Source organism: Falsiroseomonas stagni DSM 19981, from assembly GCF_900114315.1.
Classification (GTDB): domain Bacteria; phylum Pseudomonadota; class Alphaproteobacteria; order Acetobacterales; family Acetobacteraceae; genus Falsiroseomonas; species Falsiroseomonas stagni.
Map to the genome: position 1 here is coordinate 957210 of NZ_FOSQ01000001.1, position 25062 is coordinate 982271.

19 protein-coding genes are annotated in these 25062 nt (G+C 70.4%); 10 read left to right on the forward strand and 9 right to left on the reverse strand.

Annotated elements, in window-relative coordinates; all coding sequences use genetic code 11:
- Positions 1 to 34 precede the first annotated feature (34 nt).
- Positions 35 to 1054 (reverse strand): C-terminal binding protein, encoded by a 1020-nt coding sequence (locus BM041_RS04465; RefSeq protein ID WP_245761918.1) that lies wholly within the window; start codon positions 1052 to 1054, stop codon positions 35 to 37.
- A gap of 199 nt (positions 1055 to 1253) precedes the next feature.
- Positions 1254 to 4424 carry an Rne/Rng family ribonuclease gene (locus BM041_RS04470; RefSeq protein ID WP_092956024.1) on the reverse strand — a complete coding sequence of 1057 codons (3171 nt, stop codon included), beginning with the start codon at positions 4422 to 4424 and terminating at the stop codon, positions 1254 to 1256.
- A gap of 857 nt (positions 4425 to 5281) precedes the next feature.
- Here BM041_RS04470 and BM041_RS04475 point away from each other — a divergent pair.
- The 5 genes from BM041_RS04475 to BM041_RS04495 all read left to right on the forward strand — a co-directional run bounded on the left by BM041_RS04475 (position 5282) and on the right by BM041_RS04495 (position 11954).
- Positions 5282 to 6466, forward strand: coding sequence for an N-acetylmuramoyl-L-alanine amidase family protein (locus BM041_RS04475; protein WP_092956027.1), 1185 nt, complete (start codon positions 5282 to 5284; stop codon positions 6464 to 6466).
- 389 nt (positions 6467 to 6855) lie between these two features.
- Entirely contained in the window at positions 6856 to 9447 is a 2592-nt protein-coding gene (locus tag BM041_RS04480; protein ID WP_092957476.1) for a penicillin-binding protein 1A, read from the forward strand.
- Positions 9448 to 9454: 7 nt separating this feature from the next.
- Entirely contained in the window at positions 9455 to 10585 is a 1131-nt protein-coding gene (prfB, locus tag BM041_RS04485) for a peptide chain release factor 2 (RefSeq protein WP_092956030.1), read from the forward strand.
- Entirely contained in the window at positions 10585 to 11241 is a 657-nt protein-coding gene (locus BM041_RS04490; RefSeq protein ID WP_092956033.1) for a class II aldolase/adducin family protein, read from the forward strand. The genes prfB and BM041_RS04490 overlap by 1 nt, the downstream gene beginning before the upstream one ends.
- Positions 11238 to 11954 (forward strand): metallophosphoesterase, encoded by a 717-nt coding sequence (locus BM041_RS04495; RefSeq protein ID WP_245761919.1) that lies wholly within the window; start codon positions 11238 to 11240, stop codon positions 11952 to 11954. The genes BM041_RS04490 and BM041_RS04495 overlap by 4 nt, the downstream gene beginning before the upstream one ends.
- A 231-nt stretch (positions 11955 to 12185) precedes the next feature.
- Here the strand turns inward: BM041_RS04495 and BM041_RS04500 are convergent, their stop codons facing one another.
- The 6 genes from BM041_RS04500 to BM041_RS04525 all read right to left on the reverse strand — a co-directional run bounded on the left by BM041_RS04500 (position 12186) and on the right by BM041_RS04525 (position 20379).
- A complete protein-coding gene (locus BM041_RS04500; RefSeq protein WP_092956036.1) occupies positions 12186 to 13292 on the reverse strand; it encodes a sulfotransferase domain-containing protein in 1107 nt (368 codons plus the stop codon).
- 5 nt (positions 13293 to 13297) lie between these two features.
- Positions 13298 to 14932, reverse strand: coding sequence for an acyl-CoA synthetase (locus tag BM041_RS04505; RefSeq protein ID WP_092956039.1), 1635 nt, complete (start codon positions 14930 to 14932; stop codon positions 13298 to 13300).
- A 14-nt stretch (positions 14933 to 14946) separates the two neighbouring features.
- Complete coding sequence (locus BM041_RS04510) at positions 14947 to 15753, reverse strand: enoyl-CoA hydratase (protein WP_092956042.1); 807 nt, start codon at positions 15751 to 15753, stop codon at positions 14947 to 14949.
- Between the two features lie 2 nt (positions 15754 to 15755).
- The gene (locus BM041_RS04515) at positions 15756 to 17660 is read right to left on the reverse strand and encodes a propionyl-CoA synthetase (protein ID WP_092956045.1); all 1905 of its coding nucleotides are present in this window, start codon (positions 17658 to 17660) and stop codon (positions 15756 to 15758) included.
- 178 nt (positions 17661 to 17838) lie between these two features.
- Complete coding sequence (locus tag BM041_RS04520) at positions 17839 to 19548, reverse strand: MFS transporter (protein WP_175533732.1); 1710 nt, start codon at positions 19546 to 19548, stop codon at positions 17839 to 17841.
- 213 nt (positions 19549 to 19761) lie between these two features.
- Positions 19762 to 20379, reverse strand: coding sequence for a hypothetical protein (locus BM041_RS04525; protein ID WP_092956050.1), 618 nt, complete (start codon positions 20377 to 20379; stop codon positions 19762 to 19764).
- A gap of 146 nt (positions 20380 to 20525) precedes the next feature.
- On the opposite strand from BM041_RS04525, the gene BM041_RS04530 reads away from it, so the two are divergent.
- The 4 genes from BM041_RS04530 to BM041_RS04545 all read left to right on the forward strand — a co-directional run bounded on the left by BM041_RS04530 (position 20526) and on the right by BM041_RS04545 (position 23601).
- Positions 20526 to 20831: a DUF4212 domain-containing protein gene (locus BM041_RS04530; RefSeq protein WP_092956053.1), complete on the forward strand. Its 306-nt coding sequence runs from the start codon at positions 20526 to 20528 to the stop codon at positions 20829 to 20831.
- A 4-nt stretch (positions 20832 to 20835) separates the two neighbouring features.
- Positions 20836 to 22878, forward strand: a complete 2043-nt coding sequence (locus tag BM041_RS04535) for a sodium:solute symporter family protein (protein ID WP_092956056.1) — start codon at positions 20836 to 20838, stop codon at positions 22876 to 22878.
- Positions 22879 to 22987: 109 nt separating this feature from the next.
- A complete protein-coding gene (locus BM041_RS04540; RefSeq protein ID WP_092956059.1) occupies positions 22988 to 23305 on the forward strand; it encodes a YggT family protein in 318 nt (105 codons plus the stop codon).
- On the forward strand, positions 23302 to 23601 hold the full coding sequence (locus BM041_RS04545; RefSeq protein ID WP_175533733.1) for a hypothetical protein: 300 nt from the start codon (positions 23302 to 23304) through the stop codon (positions 23599 to 23601). The genes BM041_RS04540 and BM041_RS04545 overlap by 4 nt, the downstream gene beginning before the upstream one ends.
- 108 nt (positions 23602 to 23709) lie before the next feature.
- On the opposite strand, the gene BM041_RS04550 is transcribed toward BM041_RS04545, so the two are convergent.
- The gene (locus BM041_RS04550; RefSeq protein ID WP_092956065.1) at positions 23710 to 24339 is read right to left on the reverse strand and encodes a Tat pathway signal protein; all 630 of its coding nucleotides are present in this window, start codon (positions 24337 to 24339) and stop codon (positions 23710 to 23712) included.
- Between the two features lie 333 nt (positions 24340 to 24672).
- On the opposite strand from BM041_RS04550, the gene BM041_RS04555 reads away from it, so the two are divergent.
- Positions 24673 to 24942, forward strand: a complete 270-nt coding sequence (locus BM041_RS04555; protein ID WP_139225951.1) for a hypothetical protein — start codon at positions 24673 to 24675, stop codon at positions 24940 to 24942.
- Positions 24943 to 25062 lie beyond the last annotated feature (120 nt).

The following is a 25062-nucleotide window of genomic DNA, read 5'->3' on the forward strand; positions in this document are numbered from 1 at the left end:
CCGCGCATACGTTACAGCAGCGTGCGGAGCCGTTTCAATCCTGATCCGGGCGGATCACGTTCGTATCAAGGCCGAGCACGAGGACGTCGCGCATCGTCTCCGCGCTTTTCCGCCGGATGTCATCCCAGGCATGGGGCGTGTGAAAGGCGCTGTGCGGCGTGATGACGACGCGCCCCTTCAGCCATTCCTCCTTCGCGCGATAGGCGGCCAGCAGGCCCGGCACCGGGTCCACCGGCGGCTCCACCGGAATGACATCGAGCCCCGCGCCAGCCAGGTGGTTCGACCGCAGCGCCGCTTCCAGCGCATTGATGTCGAGGCTGGTGCCGCGCGCGGTGTTCACTACCACGGCACCCTGCGGCAGCCAGGCGAGTTCCTTCGCGCCGATCAGGCCCCGCGTGGTGCGGGTGTCCGGCACATGGATGGACAGGATGTCGGAGCCGCGCATCAGCTCCTCCAACGTCCGGGCGCGCTGGATGCCGAGCGCGCGATCCACGCCGTTCGGCAGGTAGGGGTCGAAGAAGCGGACCTTGAAGCCGAAGGCCTTGGCGCGCAGCGCGACGGCGGTGCCGATGCGGCCCAGGCCGACGATGCCGAAGCCCTGTTCCTGCGCGCGCTTGATCAGCGGGCTGTCCACGTAGCGCCAGGCCGCGGGCGGCGATTCGCGCTGCAGGTCATGGTGCAGGATCACGCCGCGGGTCAGCGACAGGACCAGCGACATGGCGTGGTCCGCCACCTCCATCGTGCCGTAGTCCGGCACGTTGCAGACGGTGATGCCCCGCGCCGCGCAGGCCGCGCGATCCAGCCGGTCATAGCCCACGCCCATGCGCACCACGACCTTCAGCTTCGGGAAGCGGGCGATGTGCTGCGGGCGGAGCCAGTGGCGGAAGACCAGCAGGCCGTCGACCCGGGCGCAGAGGTCGTCCGGCAGCATGTCGAGCGATTCGGTATGCGGCGCGCCGCCATGCAGCACGTCCACCGCCGGGCCGAGCACCTCCTGCTCCAGGATCGTGTCGGGATACATGCCCTCGGGTTCGAGGACGGTCAGCTGCGCCACGCGATGCACTCCCCCTGCGCCGGTTCTTCCGGCTGGTCGGGCGCACCATCACCGGTTGGCCGCCGCATCGCAACCGGGGGGGTGGGGAGGCAGCCATGCGGCCGGCGGTGCTGCCGGCTGCCGGAACGACGAAGCCGCCGGGACGGTTGTCCCGGCGGCTTCGATCAGGCGATCCCCGGGTGTTTCCCGGGGCGATGGATCAGCGGCGCCACCAGCCCCGCTTGCGCGGAAGGTCCACCTCTGTCCCCTCGCCCAGGACGATGGGGGCGATGGGTGGCGCGGCCACGACCTCGGGCGCCGCCGGCGCGACGGGCTCCGGCGCGGCCGGCGCAGGCGGCTCGGCCGGGGTGAAGCTCGCCTCGGCCTTGGCGCTGACGCTGGCCTCCACCGCCACCGCGGGGGCTTCCGCAACCGGGGCTTCAGCCACCAGTGCTTCGGCGACCGGGGCTTCGGCGACCGGGGCTTCGGCGACCGGGGCTTCGGCGACCGGTGCTTCGGCGACCGGTGCTTCGGCGACCGGGGCTTCGGCGACTGGTGGAACTTCGACGACGGCGGCCTGGGCAGGCGGCGCTTCAGCGACCGCCGTGACCGGGGCCTCCGGCGGGACCTCCACCGCCGCCTCCACCGGTGCCGGCGCCACGATGGGCTGGCGGCGGGTGGTCACGGCGCGGGCGGCCGCTTCCTCCGCCGCTTCCATGGCGGAGAAGATGTCGTCCATGTGCCCGGCGAAGGGGTCGGCCGGGGTCGGCGCACGGCGCGGCGGCGGCGCGGCGGCCAGCGGGGCTTCCTCGCCCACGGCTTCCTCGCCCTCGCGCCGGCGGCGACCGCCGCGGCGGCCACGGCGGCGACGCGCGGCGCCCTCATCCTCCACCGTCTCGGCGGCAGGCTCGGCGTCGGGCGCCGGGGCGTCCGCGACGGCGGGTTCGGCCTCCGCCACCACCGCCGCAGTCACCTCGGCGGAGTCGTCGTCCTCGCCCTCATCCTCGGCATTGGCGCCACCGGCACCGCCCTCGACCGAGCCCTCCGGACGGCCTTCCAGGCCCTCACGACGGCCGCCACGCCGGCGACGGCGGCGGCGGCGGCGCTGGCCCTCGGCGGTGGATTCGCCCTCGGCCTCCGGCGCGCCCTCACGCGGCGCGCGGGGCTCGGCTGGCTCGCCACGGTTTTCCCCACGGGGCTCGCGCGGCTCCCGCGCTTCGCGGGGCTGCCGGGGTTCGCGCTGTTCGCGGGGTTCGCGCTGGCGGGGCGGGGGCGGGGCCTCCTCCTCCATCTCCTCCAGCGTATCGACCTCGGCTTCCTCCGGCTCCGGCGCATAGTCCATGCGCAGCGCGCTGGGGCGTTCGGCGATGGCGTCGGGGTTCTGGGCGCGGGTGCGCTCGATCCGCAGTGCCGGCGGGATCAGCGTGTCATCCGGCTGGATCAGCACGGACATCGCGTATTTCTGCTCGATCTGGCCAAGCCGTTCGCGCTTGCGGTTCAGCAGCCACAGCATCACCGGCATGGCGACATGCACCACGATCTCGGCGGCGCGGCGCTTGGCGCCTTCCTCCTCGATCGCGCGCAGCACCTGCAGGCCGCTGCTTTCCACGCCGCGGACCAGGCCACGGCCCTGGCAATGCGGGCAGGCAACATAGGCGTGTTCGACGACGCTGGGGCGCAGCCGCTGGCGCGACATCTCCAGCAGGCCGAAATGGCTGATGCGGCCGACCTGGATGCGGGCGCGGTCCTGCTTCAGCGCCTCCTTCAGGCGGCGCTCGACCATCCCGTCATGCTTGTTCGACTCCATGTCGATGAAGTCGATGACGATGAGGCCCGCCAGGTCCCGCAGCCGCAGCTGGCGCGCGACCTCGTCGGCCGCCTCCAGGTTGGTGCGCAGCGCCGTGTCCTCGATGTGCCGGTCGCGGGTGGCGCGGCCGGAGTTCACGTCGATGGCGACCAGCGCCTCGGTCTGGTTGATGACGATGTAGCCGCCGGACTTCAGCTGCACGGTCGGGCTGTGCATGGCGTCCAGCTGCGCGTCCACGCCATGGCGGGCGAAGAGCGGCACGCCGTCCCGCACCGGGCGGACCTTGCTGGCATGGGCCGGCATCAGCATGCGCATGAATTCGCGGGCGTCGTTGTAGGCGCCCTCGCCATCCACCAGCACTTCCTCGACGTCCTTGCCGTAGACGTCGCGGATGGACCGCTTGATGAGGTCCGCCTCCTCATAGATCAGCGCGGGGGCGGAGGAGGCGAAGGTGCGCTCCCGGATGCCGTCCCAGAGCCGCAGCAGGTATTCGCAGTCCCGCTTGATCTCGGGCTTCGGCCGCGCCGCGCCGGCGGTGCGGACGATCAGCGACATGCCCTGCGGCAGGCCCTGTTCGTCGATGATCTCCCGCAGCCGCTTGCGGTCCGCGGCCGAGGTGATCTTGCGGGAGACGCCGCCGCCACGCGGCGAGTTCGGCATCAGGACGGAAAAGCGGCCCGCGAGCGAGATGTAGGTGGTCAGCGCCGCGCCCTTCGAGCCGCGCTCCTCCTTCACCACCTGCACCAGCATGATCTGGCGGCGCTTGATGACTTCCTGGATCTTGTAGTGGCGCAGGAAGCGCGGCGGGATGCGGCGTTCGCGCGCGTCATCCTCCGTCGTGCCGCCCACCGTCTCCGGCGGGGGGGCATCGGCGTTGCCGACGCTCTCGTACTCGTCCTCGCGCCGATCGTCCCGGCCGCGGTCGTCCTGGCCCGGGTCGTCCTGGCCCCGATCATCATCGGCGCGCGCCGCATCCTCCGCCGCATCGGCGGCGGCCTCGGCGGCGTCGCGTTCGGCCGCGGCGGCATAGGCGTCGTCGGCGGCGGCCTCGGCCGCCTCCGCGCTCTGCCCGGCGTCGGGCGCGGCGCTTTCCGCGGCAGGGCTCTCATCGGCCTGGCGGGGGGCGGGCGCTTCGGGGGCGGCTTCCGCCGACACCTCCTCGAGCGTGACCTCGCCGGGGGCCTCGGCCTCGGCCTCCAGCTCCGCGGAAGCGGCGGCTTCGAGGGCGCCGTTCAGCGCCGCATCGATGTCGCGCGCCGCATCCTCGGCATCCTCGCGCTCCTGCTCCTCAAGCGCCTCGGCCTGCTGCATCTCGATGAGGCGCTGCCGGTCGGCGACGGGAAGCTGGTAGTAGTCGGGGTGGATTTCGCCGAAGGCGAGGAAGCCGTGCCGGTTGCCGCCGTATTCGACGAAGGCGGCCTGGAGGCTGGGTTCGACCCGCACGACGCGGGCGAGGTAGATGTTGCCCTTGAGGGGCATCCTGTTGGCCGACTCGATGTCGAAGGCTTCGAGCCGGTTGCCGTCCAGCACCACCACCCGGGTCTCTTCCGGGTGTGATGCGTCGATCAGCATGCGCTTGGTCATGGGTGAGGGGACTCCGCACCGCGCTGGCCTGGGTTTCCGCCCAGGGGCCGGCAGCGGCGGCAGGTGGTGGCGGGGCCCGGGAAGCGACGGAATCGCGGCAGGAGGGTTTCCATGCGGCGGCGATCCGGTCCTCTTCTCGGCGGGTCGGCCTGGCGGCACGACCCTGTTGGGTTCATTGGGAGCGATAAGCCCGGGAGTGACCCCTGGCAGACCGTTCCCGGCGGGCGCGCCTCGCGCTGCCCCGGAAACCCTTCAATCGGCAGCCCCCTTGAGCTGGTCTCCCGGACATGAGGTCCAGGCGGGGGCGCCGGTTGCAGGCGCAATCGGGCGGGCGGCGTGGGCATGGAACGCATCCCCGCCGAACCGAGTCCCATGGAGCAATCCAGGGGCCAGCCAACGGGAAGGATGCGCCGCATGCGCCGCGCCGGCGGGATCGGGGGCCGCGGCACCTGGCGAAACGCGGTGATGGGCGGCGCCCGATCACCATGCCAGGACTAAGGCCGCCACTGGCGCATCACCGGCCACGATCTCGGGGCGGGATACGGGCCGGGCGGCCGCGCGAACACAAGGACCCCACCAGCGGCTGACGCCACCGGGGCGTCCCACCATAGGCGGTGCAACCGGGGGCCACAAGGCGCCGCGGCCACACGCCCTGCTTTGGTGTCGAATCACCACCCAATCGCCGATTTGTGCGCAGGGTGCAAACCGGTGCGTGGCCGGAGCCCGTCATGGACAGGCACCGCTTGTTGAAGCGCGCTCTCAACGGATGCTGGCAAGTGCCCGCCCTGCCATGGCATCATGATCGCGTTCCGGCGCCGGGGGGCGGTGCCGGCACCTGCGGGGGACTACCCGACACCATGCTGGGTCGCCGTGCCTTGGCGAGCCTCGCGCTCGCCTTCGCCGCCCTGCCGCCACCACGGCCGGCCGATGCCGCCGTGACGGATGCCGCGCTGGAACAGGCGGGTGACGGCGCGCGCCTCACCCTCACCCTGCCCGCGGGCACGCGCTGGCGGCTTGCCGCCGCCACGGGCCCGAATCGCCTGGTGCTGACCACGCCCGGCAGCCCCTGGCGCGGCCCGGCCAGCCTGGGCAGCGCCGGGCCCGTGCGACGGGCGGTCGCGGAACGCGGCGGCCTGCGGCTGGACCTGCTGCGCCCCGCCACCCTGAAGCGCGTGGAGGAGAACCGCGGGCGCCTCATCCTCGACCTGGAACCGACCACGGCCGCCAGCTTCGCCCGCCTCGTCGCCGCCGGCAGGCCGCTGGCCGAAAGCGGCACCGCGACGGCGTCCAACCTCGGCCGGTCCCAGCCCGGGACCACCGCGCCGCGCAACCCGGCCCGCGCCGGGCCGCTGCCCCTGGTCGTGCTCGATCCCGGCCATGGCGGACGCGACCCCGGCACCATCGGCACCCAGGGCACGCAGGAAAAGCGCATCGTCCTGGCGGCGGCGGAGGAACTGCGGAAGGTGCTGGAGGCCGGCGGCCGCTGCCGCGTGGCCATGACCCGCAGCAGCGACCGCTTCGTGCCGCTGGGCGACCGGGTGGAATTCGCCCGCCGCCGCCAGGCCGCCCTCTTCGTCTCGCTTCACGCGGACAGCGCCCCCGGCGCCCGTGGCGCCTCCGTCTACACCCTCGGCGACAGTTCGGACGCCCTGGCCGGGGCGCTGGCACGGCGGGAGAACCTGGCCGACCGCGCCGGCGGGCTGCGCCTGCCCTCCGTATCGCCGGAAGTGCAGGCCATCCTCCTCTCCCTCATGCGGGCGGAAACCCGGGCCGGCAGCGCCCGCATGGCCGGCCTGGTGGTGGACGAACTCGGTGGCGACGTGCCGCTGCTGCCCAATACCCACCGGCAGGCGGGCTTCGTGGTGCTGAAGGCACCCGAAATCCCCTCCGTCCTGGTCGAGATGGGCTTCCTCAGCCACCCTGCCGACGAAGCCGCCCTGCGCCGCCCCGACCACCGCGCGAAAGTCGCCCGCGCGCTGGGCCGCGCCATCCATGGCTGGCTGGCCCGCGCGGGAACGGCGGAGGCGCTGGCGGCGGGGTAGAGGCAGGGCGCGCTGGTGGCCCCGGAGAGGGGCTGCGCGCCCCTCTCCGGACCTCACCCGCGCCAGGGTCCAGCGGGACCCTGGACCGCGGGGTTATTGGTCGATGGAGGGAGGGGCGTCGCGCGACCGCTTGTCCGGAGCGCGCGCCGTGCCCCTCCCTCCATCGACAATCTCATGGGTTCCCAAGGGGCCGCTGCCCCTTGGTGGGGTTGGGGTATCGGGGAAGGGGCAGCGCCCTTTCCCCGGGCAACAAGAGCGTCCCCGCCTACACCCCTCGCCAACCACCCCGCCGTTATCTTGCGCTGCACAACTGGCCGTGACCGGGCTGCATGCCCATGTCGAGCGTTGCGCATGTGCCCCTGGGGCCGGGACAGTGTATGGAGCGCGCCATGGATACCCCTGATCTCCGCGCCGAAGGCCCGATGGTGGGCGGAAGGCCTGCCGCCTCCCCAGCACCCGAGGCTTCCCCGCCGCCGCCGGCCAAGCCGCCGCGGCGCAAGCGGCGCTGGTTTGTCGGCACGATCGGTTTCCTGCTGAAGACCGTCATCGTGCTGGTCGTGGCGGTCGGCCTGGCGGGGGCGGGGGCGGCCTGGTCGCTCTACCGCAATGCGGTGGCGGAGTTGCCGGACTATCGCTGGCTCGCGGATTACCAGCCGCCGCAGATGTCGCGCATCTATGCCGCCGACAGCCGCCTGATGGCGGAGCTGGCGCAGGAAAGGCGCGTCTTCATCCCGATCGAGGCGATTCCCCAGCGCCTGCAGCAGGCCTTCGTCTCGGCGGAGGACCAGCGCTTCTGGACGCATCATGGTGTCGATCCCATCGGCATCTTCCGGACGGTGATCACGAATGTGGAGGCGATCGGCAGCGGGCGGCGGATGGCGGGGGCCTCCACCATCACCCAGCAGGTCGCCAAGAACATGCTGGTGGGGGCGGAGCGGTCGCTGACGCGCAAGGTGCGGGAGGCGATCCTGGCGCTGCGCATCGAGCAGGCGATGCCGAAATCCCGCATCCTGGAGATCTACCTGAACGAGATCTTCCTGGGCCAGCAGGCCTATGGCGTGGCGGCGGCGGCGCAGAACTACTTCAACAAGTCGCTGGACGAGCTGTCGCTGGCGGAGGTCGCCTTCCTGGCCGCCCTGCCCAAGGCGCCCAACAACTACAACCCGATCCGCTTCCCGGAAGCCGCCAAGGCGCGCCGCGACTGGGTGCTGGAACGGATGGCCGAGGACGGCGCCATCACGCGGGAGGAAGCGACGCGCGCGCGCGCCGAGCCGCTGGTGCCGCGGCCGCAGCGCCGCCCGGACATGGTGGCGGTCGGCCAGCACTTCACGGAGGAAGTGCGGCGGGAACTGATCACCCGCTTCGGCGTGGACCAGACGACGATGGGCGGCCTCGTGGTGCGCACCTCGCTGGATCCGAATTTGCAGGCGGAGGCGGAGAAGGCGCTGCGCACCGGGCTGCTGGACTATGACCGGCGTCGTGGCGGCTGGCGCGGGCCGGTGGCGCGCATCTCGGCCAGTCCGACGGAATGGCTGCCAGCGCTCCAGGCCGTGGCGCGGCCGCCCGGCATCCAGCCGGGCTGGCGCCTGGCGGTGGCGCTGGAGGTGCGGGACCGCGAGGCGCGCTTCGCCTGGCTGGAACGGCCGGATGCCCGCACGGCGCCGCAGCCGCGCACCGGCATGATGTATCTGGATGACATCGCGACCTGGGCGCGCCCGGTCCGCGATGGCCGCATGGGGCCGGTGCTGCGGCGGATGCAGGAAGCACTGAGCCCTGGCGATGTGGTGATGGTGGAGACGCTGCCGGCTGTCGCCGCGCAGGGCCGCACCCCCGCCCGGCCGGAACGCCTGATGCTGCGGCAGATGCCGGAGGTGGAGGGCGCGGTCGTGGCGCTCGACCCCAATACCGGCCGCGTGCTGGCGATGGTGGGCGGCTTCTCCTTCGAACGCTCCTGGTTCAACCGCGCCTCCCAGGCGATGCGCCAGCCCGGTTCGTCCTTCAAGCCATACGTGTACCTCGCGGGGCTGGAGGCGGGGATCCCGCCCAACCAGCTTCTGCTGGATGCGCCGGTGGAGATCATGACGCCGCAGGGCATGTGGCGGCCCGGCAATTACGGCGGCGGCGCGGCCCAGGGCTGGGTGACGATGCGCAGCGCGCTCGAACGCAGCCTCAACCTGGTGACGATCCGCCTGGCGCAGCAGGTGGGGATGCCGGCGGTGGCCGATGTGGCGAACCGCTTCGGCGTCATCCCCAACATGCCGCGCGTGCTGGCGATGTCGCTCGGCGCGGGGGAGACGACGGTGCTCCGCCAGGCCGCGGGCTATGCGAGCTTCGTCAATGGTGGCCGCCAGGTGATCCCGACGCTGATCGACAGCGTGCAGGACCGCCATGGCCGCCTGGTGTGGCGCACCGATGCGCGGGAATGCGCGGGCTGCAATGCGGACCCCACGGGGCAGCCGCCGCGCCTGTCCGATACGCGCCGGCAGATCGTGGACCCCGTCACGGCCTTCCAGATGACCAGCCTGCTGCAGGGCGTGGTGCAGCGCGGCACCGGCACCCGCGCCGGTGAGGGTCTGGGCCGCCCCGTGGCGGGCAAGACCGGCACGACCGACGACTACAAGGATGCCTGGTTCGTCGGCTTCACGCCGGACCTCGTCGTGGCCGTCTGGGTCGGCTTCGACGAACCCCGCACGCTACGGCTGCTCAGCGAGACCGGCGCCGATGTGACGGGCGGGCGGCTGGCCACGCCGATCTTCCGGGACGTGGTGGCGGCCGCCACTCAGGGCTCCCCGCCCATCCCCTTCCGCGCGCCGCCGGGGGTCGCGCTGGTGCGGCTGCAGCTGGATAACGGCCAGACCATCCTGGAAGCCTTCCGCCCGGGCACGGAGAACAGCGCGCGGCCGCCGACCGATCCGCTGGCGGCTGGCGCGGGGGGAACCGCGGCGGCTGGCCTCGACAGCAATCTGGGCGGGCTCTACTGAGCGGGCCATGCGCGCAGACGCCGAAAAGCTGAAGACCGAGATCGCGGACAGCCTTGCGCTGCTCCGCGCCCATCTGGACTGGGATGTCGCCGTCAGGCGGCTGGAGGAGCTGAACGCCCGCTCCGAGGACCCGGACCTCTGGAACAAGGCCGATGTGGCCCAGGCGCTGATGCGCGAACGCAACCGCCTTGCCGCCCAGATCGAGGGTGTGCAGAAGCTGGAGCGCGACGTCGCCGACGCGCTTGAGCTGGTGGAGATGGCGGAGGCCGAGGGCGACGTCGCCATGGCCGATGCCGCGGTCGCCGACCTGAAGGGCTTCGCCGAGGAGGCGAAGCACCGCGAGATCGAGAGCCTGCTATCCGGCGAGGCCGATCCCAACGACGCCTATCTGGAAGTGAATGCCGGCGCCGGCGGCACGGAGGCGCAGGACTGGGCCGAGATGCTGCTGCGCATGTACACGCGCTGGGCGGAACGGCGCGGCTACAAGGTGACGATGACGGAGCAGTCGGAAGGCGAGCAGGCCGGCATCAAGTCGGCCACCATCCAGGTGACGGGTTCCAACGCCTTCGGCTGGCTGAAGACGGAAACGGGCGTGCACCGCCTGGTGCGAATCAGCCCCTTCGATGCCGCGGCGCGTCGCCAGACCAGCTTCGCCAGCATCTACGTCTACCCGGTGATCGACGACAAGATCGAGATCGAGATCAACCCGGCGGACATCAAGACCGACACCTTCCGCGCCTCCGGCGCCGGCGGGCAGCACGTCAACAAGACCGAATCGGGCGTGCGCTTCACCCATATCCCGACCGGCATCGTCGCGGCCTCCACCCAGGACCGCAGCCAGCACCGCAACCGCGTCATCGCCATGGATATGCTGAAGGCGCGGCTCTACGAGCTGGAACTGCGCAAGCGGGAAGCGATCACGGCGGGGATCGAGGCCGGCAAGACCGATATCGGCTGGGGCCACCAGATCCGGTCCTATGTGCTGCAGCCCTACCAGATGGTGAAGGACCTGCGCACCGGCGTGGAGAAGGGCAACCCCGACGCGGTGCTGGATGGCGAGATCGACGAATTCATGGCGGCCGCCCTGGCGCAGCGCGTCGGCACCACGCGGTCGGACGCCAGCGCCAAGGCGGATTGATGCGCGCCGCCGCGCCGGCCGGGACCGAACTGGTCGAGGCCGCGCGCGCGCTGGATGCGGCGGGGTTCATGCCGCAGAAATCGGGAAACCTGTCGCTGCGGGATAGCGACGGCTTCCTGGTGACGCCATCGGGGCTGCCCTATGCCGCGATGACGGCGGAGGACCTCGTCCGCTGCGGGCTTGATGGCGCGGTGCGGGGCGGCGGGCGGCCTTCCTCCGAATGGCGGCTGCATGCGGCAATCTACCGGGCACGGCCGGAGGCGATGGCCGTGGTGCACACGCACAGCCCGATGGCGACCGCGCTGTCCTGCGCGCGGCATCCGATCCCGCCCATCCACTACATGATCACGCTGGCGGGCGAGGGCGGGCGGCGCGGCATTCCCTGCGCCAGCCACGCGACCTTCGGCACGGAGGCCCTGGCGCAGGAAGCCGTGGCGGCGCTGGGGGATGGGCTGCGCGCCACGCTGCTGGCGAATCACGGCGTGGTCGCGCTGGGTGCGACCCTGGCCGGGGCGTTGGCGCTGGTGCGGGAGGTGGAGAATCTCGCCACCCAGTACCTCGCCTTGCGGGCGGCGGGGATCGCGCCGGTGCTGCTCTCCGACGCCGAATTGGCGGAGGCGGCGGCGATGCTCGGCGATTACGGGCGGCCGGTGTGACGCGGGCCTGGCAGGCGGCACCGGCGCGGCTGGCGGATGGCGTGCGGGTCTATGCCATCGGCGATGTGCACGGCATGGCGGATCGCCTGGCGGCGCTGCATGGACGGGTGGCGGCGGACCTGGCCGCGCGGCCCGTGGCGCGGGCGGTGGTGCTGCATCTCGGCGACTATGTGGACAAGGCGGGCAGCCCCGCCGCTGTGCTGGAGCGCATCGCGGGCTATGCGCCGCCGGGCGCCACGGTGGTGAACCTCCTCGGCAACCATGAGGCGATGATGCGCGACGCCCTGGCCGGCGACCGGGCCGCGGCGGATGACTGGCTGTGGTGCGGCGGGCGGGAAACCTTGGCGAGCTATGGGGTGGAGGCCGGGGCCGGTGCCGAGGCCTGGCGCACCGCCATCCCCGCCGCGCACCAGGCGCTGCTGCGGGATGGCCTGGCGCTGTGCCATCGGGAGGGCCCCTATTTCTTCGCCCATGCCGGCATCCGCCCCGGCGTGGCGCTGGATGCGCAGTCGGCGGAGGATCTGCTGACCATCCGGGGATCCTTCCTCCATTCGGAGGTATCCCACCCCGCCGTGGTGGTGCATGGCCATACCGCCCGCATGGCGGCGGAAATCCGGCACAACCGCATCAACCTGGATACCGCCGCCTTCTGCGGCGGGGTGCTGAGTTGCGGGGTGCTGGAGGCAGACCGGATCGGCCTGCTGGAAACCTAGACACAGCGAAGGCCCCGGGGGTTTCCCCCCGAGGCCTTCCATTGCTGCCGGCTGACCGGCTGCTGCGATGTGGTGACTCGCCTACGCGGTGGCGCCGGCGATGATCCAGCTTGCAGTCACGGTGGACGCCTTGGGGCAATGAGACACTGGATCACCTCCTTTCGTTTGTTGCGGGACAGCAGGGAGGATGGGGTGCCGGGGCGGGGGCTGCAAGGAAAGTTTCGCGGCCGCTCAGGCCGAAAGGCCGATGGCGCGCAGCCGGAGGCGCGGCGGCCGGCCCGGGCGCCGCGCGCCGGCCTGCAGGCGGAGGGCGATCTCCGTCGCCTCCGCCCGTGGCGGCAGCGGCACGGTGACGACCCCGCTTGCCGGCATCGGCGTTGCGGGCAGAAGCAGGGTTTCGTCCCATGACAGGCTGAGGGTGGGTCGGCGGATCGGGGCCGGCGTCTCCACCTCCAGCAGCAGGGTGCCAGCGGGTCCGGCTTCCAGCGGGATGTGCAGCACCGCCTTCCGTGCTGCCAGCCAGGCGCCTTCGGCGTCCGGCGCGGCGAAGCCGGTGCCGAGGCAGGCGATGCCGTGGCCCCAGCCCTCCAGCCGCCGTGTCTCGCCGGGGCGCAGCCTCGCGGGTGGTGGCATCGCGTAGCCGAAGGCCTCCGCGAAGCCGGCGCCGCGCCGGGCGATGTCGGCGGCCTGGCCTGCGGTCAGCACCGTCGCGAACTTGCCGGGCAGGCCATCGCCGACATGGCCGGGGTGCCAGTGGCTGGTGCCGTCATGCGAATGGGCGGTGGGATTAGGGCCGAGCGCACCGGCTTCCATCATGGCGGCGATGCGGGCGCGCACCGCATCCGGTGTCAGATCGTCAAAGACCCGGCGGCGGAGGCGGGCCGAGGGCTTCAGGCCGAGGAAGCGGGCGATGCGGGCCAGCGTCGCGGGGTCCTGGCTGAACCCGTCCTCATACCGCAGCACCAGGCAGGGCACGGCATCGGGCAGCAGCGGCAGCGCCTGGCAGGTCTGCTCGACACGATCGCGGCACAGCGCGTAGTCGAAGTGGAAGCGCGCCATCAGCGACGCCACGGCATCGCGCGGATCGCGGATGGAGAGGATGGCGCGGCCCCCTGCGCGCGCCGCCAGCCAGCGAAGCCCGCGGGTTGGCGCATGGGTCTTCAGCAGCAGCGGCGCGGCGGCTTCGACGGCCCGGGGAAGCTGGTCCGGACTGTCGGCGAATTGCCGGTGCACCGGGCCGAGTTCCGCTTCCATCAGCGCATGCACGGCGTTGTAGAGCCAGGTGGAGGCGCTTCCATACTGGCCGGCGCAGAGGATGATCGGCGCCGGCCCCGCCATGGATGTCAGCCGCCCTTGGCCTGGGCGCGCAGCACATGCTTCTGGATCTTGCCCGTGCTGGTCTTGGGCAGTTCCGCGAAGACCACGTGGCGCGGCACCTTGTAGCCCGCGAGGATCGTCTTGCAGTGGGCGATCAGCTCCTCCGCCGTCGTGGCCGTGCCGGGCTTCAACTCGATGAAGGCGCAGGGCGTCTCGCCCCATTTCTCATCCGGCCGCGCCACCACGGCGGCGACGGCCACGGCGGGGTGCTTGTAGAGCGCGTCCTCGACCTCGATGGAGGAGATGTTCTCGCCGCCCGAGATGATGATGTCCTTCGACCGGTCCTTCAGCTGGATGTAGCCATCGGGATAGGTGACGGCGAGGTCGCCGGTGTGGAACCAGCCGCCGGCGAAGGCCTTCGCCGTGGCCTCCTGGTCCTTGAGGTAGCCCTTCATGACGACGTTGCCCTGCATCATCACCTCCCCCATCGATACGCCATCGGGGGTGATCGGCGCCATGGTTTCGGGGTCCATGACGCGCAGGCCTTCGAGGGCGATGTAGCGTACGCCCTGGCGGGACATCAGCGCGGCCTGGTCGGCGGCGGGCTGGACGTCCCAGTCGCTGTTCCACTCATTCACCACGGAGGGGCCGTAGCATTCGGTCAGGCCGTAGACGTGGCAGACGGCGAAGCCCGCTTCCTTCATCGCGGCCAGCACGGCGGCGGGCGGCGGGGCGCCGGCGACGACGAACTGCACCTGGTGGGGCAGGGGCTTCTTTTCCTCCGCCGCGGTGCCCAGCAGCGTCGCCATCACGATCGGCGCGCCGCACATATGGGTGACGCCTTCCCGCGACATCAGGTCCCACATGGCGTTGCCGCGCACGGCGCGCAGGCAGACATGCGTGCCTGCCTGCGCCGTGACCGTCCAGGGGAAGCACCAGCCATTGCAATGGAACATCGGCAGCGTCCAGAGATAGACGGGATGCTTGCCCATGCCGGCGGAGAGCACGTTGCCCACCGCCAGCAGCTGCGCGCCGCGGTGGTGATAGACCACGCCCTTCGGCCGGCCAGTGGTGCCGGAAGTGTAGTTGAGGCTGATGGCGTCCCATTCATCGCCCGGCATCGGCCAGGCGAAACCCTCGTCGCCGCCGGCGATGAAATCCTCATAGGGGATGGCGCCGTCCAGGCGGTTGGCGCGGGCGGCGTCGCTGGCCTCCGGGTCATCGACCTCGATCACCAGGGGCTTCGCCGCGCACTGCGTCAGGGCCATGCGCAGCAGCGGGACGAATTCGCGGTCCACCACGACCACCTTCGCCTCCCCATGGTCGAGGCAATAGGCGATGGTCCCGGCATCGAGCCGCGTGTTCAGCGTGTTCAGCACGCCGCCCGTCATCGGCACGCCGTAATGGCATTCCAGCATTTCCGGGATGTTCGGCAGCAGGGCGGCTACCGTGTCCCCGCGCCCGATGCCGTGCTGGCGCAGCGCATCGGCGAGCTTCACGCAGCGCGCGCGAAGCTCCGCATAGCTGCGCCGCACTGCGCCGTGGACGACCGCGGTGTGGCGCGGGAAGACGGCGGCGGCGCGCTCGAGGAACAGCAGCGGCGTGAGCGGCTGGTGGTTGGCGGGGACGCGGGGCAGGGCGTCGAAATCGGCAGCGGCCATGGGGTGTGTCGGTCCTAGCGATCGCGCCAGACGGGCTGGCGCTTGGAGAGGAAGGCGCCGATGCCTTCGGCGGCATCCTCGGCCATCAGATTCTCGGTCATCACCGCCGCAGCATGGGCATAGGCAGTCTCCAGAGGAAGCCCGCGCTGATGGTGGAAGGCGGCCTTGCCGATGCGGATGGTGTGGGCGCTGCGGGAGGCGATGCGCGCCGCCAGCGATTCCGTGGTGGGTTGCAGGTCGGCCGAGGGCACGACGCGGTTCACCAGGCCGATCCGCTGCGCTTCGGCGGCGCCGATCATCTCCCCCGTCAGCAGCATCTCCATCGCCGGCTTGGCGGCCACGGCGCGCGACAGCGCCACGGCGGGGGTGGAGCAGAAGAGGCCGATGTCGACGCCGGGGGTGCAGAAGCGCGCCTGGTCGGAGGCCACCGCCAGGTCGCAGGTCGCGACAAGCTGGCAGCCGGCGGCGGTAGCCACGCCCTGGACTTCCGCGATGACGGGCTGGGGCAGGGCGACGATGGCCTGCATGAGCGTCGCGCAGCGCGTCATCGCCGTGTCGAAGAAGCCGCGGCCGCCATCGGGATCGGCGCGATGGGCCGTGATCTCCCGCAGATCATGGCCCGCGCAGAAGACGGGGCCGGCAGCGGCCAGCACGACCACGCGAACGGAAGATTCCTCCGCGATGGCGCGTAACGCGTCGAGCACCGCACCCATCATGGCGAAGGACAGGCTGTTGCGGCTCCCGGGCCGGTTCAGCGTCAGCCGCGTGATGCCCGCCGCGCTGTCCTGGCGCAGCAGCAGGGGGGTGGTGCCGTCCGGCATGGCTATTTCTCCGCCTGCTTCAGGACATCCGCGATCTCGTCCAGGATCAGCGGATCATCGATGGTGGGTGGCACGGTGTAGCTCTCGCGATCCGCGATCTTGCGGATGGTGGCGCGCAGGATCTTGCCGGAGCGGGTCTTGGGCAGGCGCTGCACCACCCGCGCTTCCCGGAAGGCCGCGACGGGTCCGATGCGGTCGCGCACCATCGCCACCAGTTCCTTCGCGATCTCGGCCTCACCCTTCGTGGTCCCCGCCTTCAGCACGACGAGGCCAAGCGGCGCCTGGCCCTTGAGCGAATCCTTCACGCCGACCACGGCGCATTCCGCGACATCGGGGTGGGCGGCCAGCACCTCCTCCATCGCGCCGGTGGACAGGCGATGGCCCGCGACATTGATGATGTCGTCGGTGCGGGACATGACCCAGACATAGCCATCCCCGTCCACCATCCCGGCGTCGGAGGTGTTGTAGTAACCGGGAAAGGCCTCGAGGTAGGCTTCACGGAACCGCGCATCGGCGTGCCAGAGCGTCGGCAGGTTGGAAGGCGGCAGCGGCAGCTTCACCGCCAGCGTGCCGATCTGCCCGCGCGGCACTTCCTGCCCCGCTTCGTCCAGCGCGCGGAGATCATAGCCTGGCGCGGGCTTGCCGCCGGAGCCGGGACGGTTGGGGAAGAGGCCCAACCCCCGAAAATTGCCGCTGATGCTCCAGCCCGTCTCGGTCTGCCACCAATGATCGATGACGGGCTTGCCCAGCAGTGTCGCGGACCATTCGGCGGTCGGCGGGTCGCAGCGTTCGCCCGCCAGGAACAGCGCCTCCAGCGCGGAGAGATCGTAGCGCGCCAGCAGCGCGCCCTCCGGGTCTTCCTTGCGGATGGCGCGGATCGCGGTGGGTGCCGTGAACAGCACCTTCACGCGATGCTCGGCGGCCACGCGCCAGAAGGCGCCGGCATCGGGCGTGCCGACGGGCTTGCCCTCGTACATCACCGTCGTGCAGCCCGCGAGGAGCGGCGCATAGACGATGTAGGAATGGCCGACGACCCAGCCGACATCGCTCGCGGTCCACATCACGTCGCCGGCCTTCAGGCCGTAGAGCATGGACATGGAATTCATCAGGGCCACCGCATGCCCGCCATTGTCCCGCACGATGCCCTTGGGCTTTCCCGTCGTGCCGGAGGTGTAGAGGATGTAGAGCGGGTCCGTCGCCGCGACATCGGTGCAGGGCGCGGGCGTGGCCGCGGCCTCGGCGTCCAGGAAGTCCATGTCGCGGCCCGGCGTCAACTCGCAGGGATGCTCGGGGCGCTGCAGGATCAGGCAGTGGCCGGGCTTGTGCGGGGACAGCGCGATCGCCGCATCCAGCAGCGGCTTGTATTTCACGATGCGCCCGGGCTCGAGCCCGCAGGAGGCGGAGATGATCGCCTTCGGTTGCGCATCGGCGATGCGGGCGGAGAGTTCCGCCGCGGCGAAGCCGCCGAAGACCACGGAATGGATGGCGCCGAGCCTGGCGCAGGCCAGCATGGCGATGGCGGCTTCCGGCACCATGGGCATGTAGATGATGACGCGGTCGCCCGCGCCGACGCCCCGCGCGGCCAGCGCGCCCGCGACGCGCGCGACCCGGTCCAGCAATCCGGCATAGGTGAAGCGGGCGCTGCGGCCGGTGATGGGGCTGTCCCAGATCAGGGCCGTTTGCGCGCCGCGGCCGGCGGCGACGTGGCGATCCAGCGCATTGAAACAGGTGTTCAGCCTGGCATCGGGGAACCAGCGGCCATAGACGCCTGCCTCGCCATCGAAGATGCGGGTGGGGGGCGTCGCCCAGTCGATGGCCTCCGCCGCCTGGCGCCAATAGCCCTCGGGGTCCGCGCGCCAGGCGCCATAGGCCTCCTCATAGCGGCTGGTGCCGGTGCTGCCATCCATGGTGCCGTTTTCCCCTTCTGGCGCCGGGTATGCCCTCGGCTGATTGTCGCAGAGAGTGCCGCCGGCGGCCGGCTTCGCGCAACCATGCCAGCCCGGCCCCTTGCCGCCCTTGATGCAGGACAAGAAAAAGGCGCCGGGGTTGCCCCCGGCGCCGTTCAACCCGTGCGGGATGCCCGGATCAGCGCGCCTTGCGGAAATCCGCGGCGCTGGCCGACCCGTCCGCATTGGTCGCGAAGATGTCGCGGTCCTTCGTCTCCGGCACCATGAAGAAGCCGATGACGACGGTCGCGAGGGCGATCACCACGGGGTACCAGAGGCCGAAATACACGTCGCCGGTCTGCGCGATCATCGCGAAGGCCGTCGCCGGCATCAGCCCACCGAACCAGCCATTGCCGATGTGGTAGGGCAGCGACATGGAGGTGTAGCGGATGCGCGTCGGGAACAGTTCCACCAGCGCCGCCGCGATCGGGCCATAGACCATGGTCACGTAGATCACGAGCAGCGTGAGGATGCCGATCAGCACCGCCGGCTGTTCGCGGAAGATGTCGAAGGGACCGGACATCTTGACCACGGTGGGGTTCGACGCCGCCGGGTAGCCCGCCGCCGTCACCGCGGTGCCGAGGGCCGCCGCAAAGTTGGGCTGGTCGGACGACACGGTCTGGTTGCCGATGGTGACGCGCACGCCGGTCTGGCCCGGCTTGTTCTCCACCGAATAGTTCACCGACAGCCGGGCGAGCGCGGCCTTGGCCACGTCGCAGGGCTGGGTGAAGCGCGCCGTGCCCGTCGGGTTGAACTGGAAGGAGCAGGTGGCCTTGTCCACTTCCACCACCGTGGTGATGGTGCGGTGGGCCTGCGTCAGCGACGGGTTGGCTTCCGCGCTCATCAGCGAGAAGAGCGGGAAGTAGGTGACCGCCGCGATCAGGCAGCCGCCGAGGATGATCGGCTTGCGGCCGATCTTGTCGGACAGCCAGCCGAAGAACACGAAGCCGCCGGAGCCGAGGATGAGCGACCAGGCGATCAGCATGTTGGTGGTGAAGCCGTCCACCTTCAGCACGGAGCCGAGGAAGAACAGCGCGTAGAACTGGCCCGTGTACCAGACGACCGCCTGGCCCATGACCAGGCCGAGCAGCGCGAAGAGCGCGATGCGGGCGTTCTTCCACTGGCCGAAGGCCTCGCCGATCGGCGCCTTGGAACCCGTGCCCTCATCCTTCATCTTCTGGAAGGCCGGGCTTTCCTGCATCTGCATCCGGATCCAGACGGAGATGCCAAGCAGCACGATCGAGATCAGGAACGGCACGCGCCAGCCCCAATCCGCGAAGGCGGCCTCACCCAGGAAGGAGCGGGTGGTGAGGATGACGATCAGCGACAGGAACAGGCCAGCCGTCGCGGTGATCTGGATGAAGCTGGTGTAGAAGCCGCGGCGCCCGTTCGGCGCGTGCTCCGCCACATAGGTCGCCGCACCGCCATACTCGCCGCCCAGCGCCAGGCCCTGCAGCATGCGCAGCACGATCAGGATGATGGGGGCGAGAATGCCGATCTGGTCGGAGGTGGGCAGGATGCCGACCACGAAGGTCGAGGCGCCCATGATCACGATGGTGACGAGGAAGGTGTATTTCCGCCCGACGAGGTCGCCGAGGCGGCCGAACACCAGGGCGCCGAAGGGGCGCACCAGGAAGCCGGCGGCGAAGGCGAGCAGCGCGAAGATGTTCCGCGTGCTCTCGTCGTACATGGAGAAGAACTTCGCGCCGATGACGGCCGCGAGCGATCCGTACAGGTAGAAGTCATACCATTCGAAAACGGTGCCGAGGGAGGAGGCGAGGATGACCTTTCGCTCCTCCTGCGACATTGGTCGCGCGGCCCCGCCGGCCGCGGCGTGCGATGCAGACATCCCCCATCCCTTCTCTCGCGGGCACGCCAGCCCGCCATCATTGTTGCGGTGCCCCGCGCTATGCGCGTGGCGCGCGCTGGGTTTGATCCCGGCGCATGGCGCTGTTCATGCGGGGGCGGGCATGGGGGATCAATGCGCGTTCCGGTTAATTCGTGTCCAGAAATCGCTCAAGGGCTGCCGAAACTGTAACATGTTGAATTTCAGTAACTTGCTTTACCGCAATGACGCGGCGCGCATTTCCTGAACCAGCGCTGCCGGATCGAAGCCGCGCTCCATCTCCTGCTGGGTGGAGACGATGTGGAAGCGCAGCGCGCCACGGATCGACGGCGTCTCCCCGATCCGCTGGTCGGGGTGGATAGGCAGGGTCGCCAGCAGGGGTGCTTCCGCCGTCAGCCGCAGGCGGTCGGCGCTGACAGGGGGCGATTCCTGTGCGGCGGCGAGCAGGCGGGGCAGCCCCTCCCGCGCCGCATCCAGCGTCTCGCGCTCCCCTTGGGGGGGCTCGGCGCCGGCCAGGATGGTGGCGCCGATGGCCGAGAGGGCCGCGGCCAGCCTGGCTTTCTCGCCGCCGGCATGGGGCCGCAGCCAGGATTCGGCCAGCACCGTCACATCCCCCACCGCGGCGGCGTAGGTCTGCCACCGGCAATGCGCCAGCGCGGCCAGGAAGTCCGGGTCGGCGAAGGTCTGCCGTTCATGCCGCCCGGCCTTGACCCGGCAATAGTCGATCACGGTCTTCTGGGCGACGAAGGCCGCCTGCCGTTCCAGGAAGGCGGCGAAGGCCGCCGTATCGCGCCCGCGGGGGGGGCGGATGCGGTCCCGGAGCCACGTCAGCATTGCTAGAACACTCCCTCGCTCTCAACGATGTTGCATGACATGGCGGACACGTGATAGCCGCAGCGCTTAACAATAATTCATCGCCCCTCCGGGGGGGAGCTTAACCGTCGCCGGAAAGGCCGGCGGCGCGATGGGGAGAAAGCGGGATGCCGTTGGTGGAGAATGCCGATGATCCGAAGGGGGCGACCGTCGCCGCCACGGATCAGATCAATGGGGCGGCCTACTGGAAGAAAACCTCGGGGCTGATGTGGACGATGCTGGCGATCTGGTTCGTCGCCAGCTTCGGGATCCATTTCTTCGCCACGGCCCTGAACCCGATCCATATCCTGGGTTTCCCGCTGGGCTTCTACATGGCCGCCCAGGGCAGCCTCATCATCTTCGTCGTCGGCCTGTTCTGGTTCGCCAAGCGCCAGAACGAGATCGACGAGGAATTCGGCGTGCAGGAGGACTGAGCCCATGTCCACCAGCACGGGGGACAAGGATCCCTTCATCGCCAGCCTCGGCAAGATCTATGCCGGCTACACCGGCGGCTTCGCCGCCTTCGTCATCATCCTCGCGATCCTTGAGCAGATGGGGGTGCCGGACAAGATCATCGGCTACCTCTTCGTTTTCCTGACCATCGGCGTCTATGCCTATATCGGCATCATCAGCCGCACCGCCGCCGTCGCCGAATATTACGTGGCCGGCCGGCGGGTCCCCGCGCTCTATAACGGCATGGCCACCGGGTCCGACTGGATGTCGGCGGCCAGCTTCATCGGCATGGCGGGCAGCCTCTACGCCCTCGGCTATGGCGGCCTCGCCTTCATCCTGGGCTGGACCGGCGGCTACATGCTGGTGGCCATCCTGCTGGCGCCCTACCTGCGGAAGTTCGGCCAGTACACCGTGCCGGACTTCCTGGGCGCGCGCTTCGGCGGCAACCTTGCCCGTTCGCTCGGCGTCATCGTCCTGCTCACCTCCTCCTTCGTCTATGTGGTGGCGCAGATCGTGGGCGTGGGCATCATCACCCAGCGCTTCCTGGAAGTGTCCTTCCTCACGGCCGTCTTCCTCGGCCTGGCGGGCATCCTGGTGTGCTCCATGCTGGGCGGCATGCGGGCCGTCACCTGGACCCAGGTGGCGCAGTACATCATCCTCATCATCGCCTACCTGATCCCCGCCATCCTGATGTCGATGAAGGTCACGGGCGTTCCGGTGCCGCAGCTGATGTACGGCTTCGCGCTGGAACGGATCGAGGGGCTGGAGAACGGCTTCCGTGCCGCGGGGATGACGCCACCGCCCGGGGTGACGGGGTGGCATACCGCGCCCTTCATCGGGCCGAATGGCGCCTTCTCCTGGTCCGCGGCGCTGAACTTCTTCGCCCTCGTCTTCTGCCTGATGGTCGGCACGGCCGCCCTGCCGCACATCCTGATGCGCTACTTCACCACGCCGTCGGTGCGCGAAGCCCGGCAGTCCGTGGCCTGGTCGCTGTTCTTCATCTTCCTGCTGTACTTCACGGCGCCGGCCTATGCGGCCTTCGGCAAGCTCGAGATCTACCAGACCGTCATCGGCCAGCCGATCGCGGCCCTGCCGGAGTGGATCAAGAACTGGCAGATCGTGTCGCCCTATGGGGTGCCATGGGTGAACATCGTCGACGTCAACCGCGACGGCATCGTGCAGTGGGGCGAATTCCGCATCCATCCGGACGTGGTCGTGCTGGCGACGCCGGAAATCGCGGGCCTGCCCTATGTGATCGCCGGCCTCGTGGCCGCCGGCGGCCTGGCCGCCGCGCTCTCCACCGCGGACGGGTTGCTGCTGGCGCTGGCGAACGCGCTGTCGCATGACGTCTACTACAAGATGATCGACCGCAACGCGCCCACCGCGAAGCGCCTCATCATCTCCCGCGTCCTGCTCATCCTGGTGGCCATCCTGGCGGCCTGGACGGCGGGCAATGCGGGGGCGGACATCCTGTTCCTGGTCGCCTGGGCCTTCTCCATCGCCGCCGCGGGTCTCTTCGCCGCGCTGGTGATGGGCGTCTGGTACAAGAAGACGACGAACGCCGCGGCCTGCTGGGGCATGGCGGTCGGCTACGTCTTCACCTTCGGCTACCTGATCTGGACGGAGTTCTACGGCCTGTCCTTCGTGGAACTCTTCGGGACGAAGGAAGCCATCCTGGCCGCCGCCCGGCAGACCGCGGCGCTGCCCGCGGCCGATCCGGCGCTCAAGGCCTATGCCGCCGCGCTGGTCGCCAATGCGGGCCAGATCACGGATGGCGCGATGTCCTGGTTCGGCCAGCTGATCCTGACGACCGACAGCGTGGTGCTGCGCGGCCGGACGGTGGCGAGGCTCTGGACGCTGAACAACATCTCGGGCGGCATCGTCGGCGTGCCGCTGTCGTTCCTCACCATCTGGCTGGTGTCCAAGTTCACCACGGCGCCCAGCCAGGCGATGCAGGACTTCATCGACGACATCCGGATCCCGAAGGGCGGCGTCCGCCTGGTGGACCGGAGGGAAGCCGTCGAGTAGCCATCCCGCCCGGAAGGGTGGAAAAGGGGGCGGCCGCGGCGACGCGGCCGCCCTTCCTGTTTCGACGCCAGTGCCGCCTTCACGAACGCCGCAGGGGAAAGACCGCGCCGTGCAGCCCTTCATCGCCGACCATCTCGGCTTCTGGATCCCGATGTATGTCCTGGCCCTGACGGCCTGGGCCTGCCTCGGCCGGTTCCTGATGCAGGTCATGGTGCCCCATGACAGCCCGAACTACATCTGGCGCGGCTTCCGCCTGCTGACGGACTGGGCCGTCTGGCTCGCCCGCCGCGCCGTGCCGTCCTATGTCGAGGGTCGGTTCCTGCCGCTGGTCGCGGCCTGCTGGCTGTTCGGCATCCGCCTGGTCGGCGGCGTGCTGATGCTCTCCGCCGGCCTCGGCCCGCGGATCACGCCGCCGGGCGCGGGGTGAACGCGATGACGCCGCAGAACCTTTTCGTCGTCGTCGTCGGCCTGTGCCTGATGAACGGCCTGGTCAGCCCGGTGCTGCCGGTGATGATGGCGCTGCATCCGGTCTGGCTGCCGGAAATGCTGCCGCCCACGAATGAGATCGTGTTCTACGGAGCGAGCCTGATGGTTTCCACCGGCACGCTGCTGCTGGCCGGGCTGCCGGCCGCGCTCCTGGAACGCCTCGGCGCCGGCCTGACCCAGGCCATGCTGGCCTGGGCTGCCGGCGCCGGGCTGCTGCTGCTGCTCGGCCTGGCCTGAGAGCTTGTGAATTAATGCCCGAAAGCGCCGGAATCCGAGGAAAAAGACCAATGATTTCAACGGGCATTAATGCTCAAGCTCGATTCTTTCACAGGCTCTGACCGGGGGTCAGCGCCAGACGAAGTCGTTGACGCTGCAGGTCTCGATCCGCCGCCGCTCGAAGGATCGGCCATCGGCATAGACCACGCGCATATCGACGGTGCAGACGCGGCCGGCGGGCAGGCTGACCTGCAGGCGCTGGCCGGGCTGGAGGACGTTCTGGCCCAGCCGGTCCCCGCCCCAGTTGTTGTCGGTGGACAGCGACACATAGACCTCCCGGATCGTCAGGCCGGTGCCGTTGACGAAGTAGAAGCTGGGGTTGCCTGCCACCGAGGCGCCCGCGCCGCCGCCGCCGATGCTGGCCCCCGCGCCGGCGCCGGACCGGCCGAAGACGATCTGGCTGAGGCTGCAGGCATTGACCTGCATCCGGCTTTCCTCCCCCCCGCCCTGGTAGGTCACGCGAAGGTCGAGGACGCAGTCGCCGAAATTGGGCGTCACCCATACCCGCTGGCCCGGCGGCAGCACCGACGTGCCCAGGATGTCCGGCCCCCAGTCGGAGACGCGGGAGGATGAGACGTAGGCGCGTTCGATCACGCGGCCGGTGTCATTGACCAGCCAGAAGCGGTTCTGGGCCTCCGCCGCGCTCGCGCCGAGGAGACCGGCGAGCAGGGCAAGGATGGCGATCAGATGGCGACGCATGAGGGGACCTCCCGGGATGCTGTTCGTATCGAAAGGTATCGGAATGGTTCTGGCAATGCTTCTGGCGCCGGCCGCGCATCGGACGCATCCTGCCCGCGCCGGAGTCGCGCGCGGCATCCGCGGGCGGCATCACGCAAGGCGTCGCGGGCCGATCGCCGGTTAACGATGGCTTGATGCACTTGAAAGTTGCATTTGCTCGCCTTCCGGACCATGTTCTCCTGCGTACTGTCGCGTCCCGGTTGGGCGTGCCTGGGGTCATCCATGTCACTCGATGCCACTCAGTCTGAGGCTGCCCTCCGTCTCTCCGTTGCCATCGATGAGATGCGCGCGGAAGTGACGGCCACACGCGCCGTGCTGAAGGCGGTCATGGCGGAGGACGGAGCCACCGCAGGTCCGATCGCGGAACTGGCGGAATCCGCGAGCCGCCTCGTGGGCTTTGCCGAGGGCGATGCGGCCGCGCAGCCCCCATCGGTGCTTGGTAAAGAGGCGGCCGCCGTCCCCCTTCATCCCATGCGCCGCATCACGGATTGGGCGGAGGGTGTCCTCCATGCCCTTCCCCCCGGCAGCCACATCGTCACCCGCCGGCGATCCGAACAGTATTGACGCGACGGGCCGCGTCGGTGCCGAAGGACGGGCGAGGCGCGGCATGCGGCCGCACCGGGACCGTGGCAAATTGGCATCGCCATTCCGCCACATGTTGCAACAGCGCCACGCCGCGGTGGC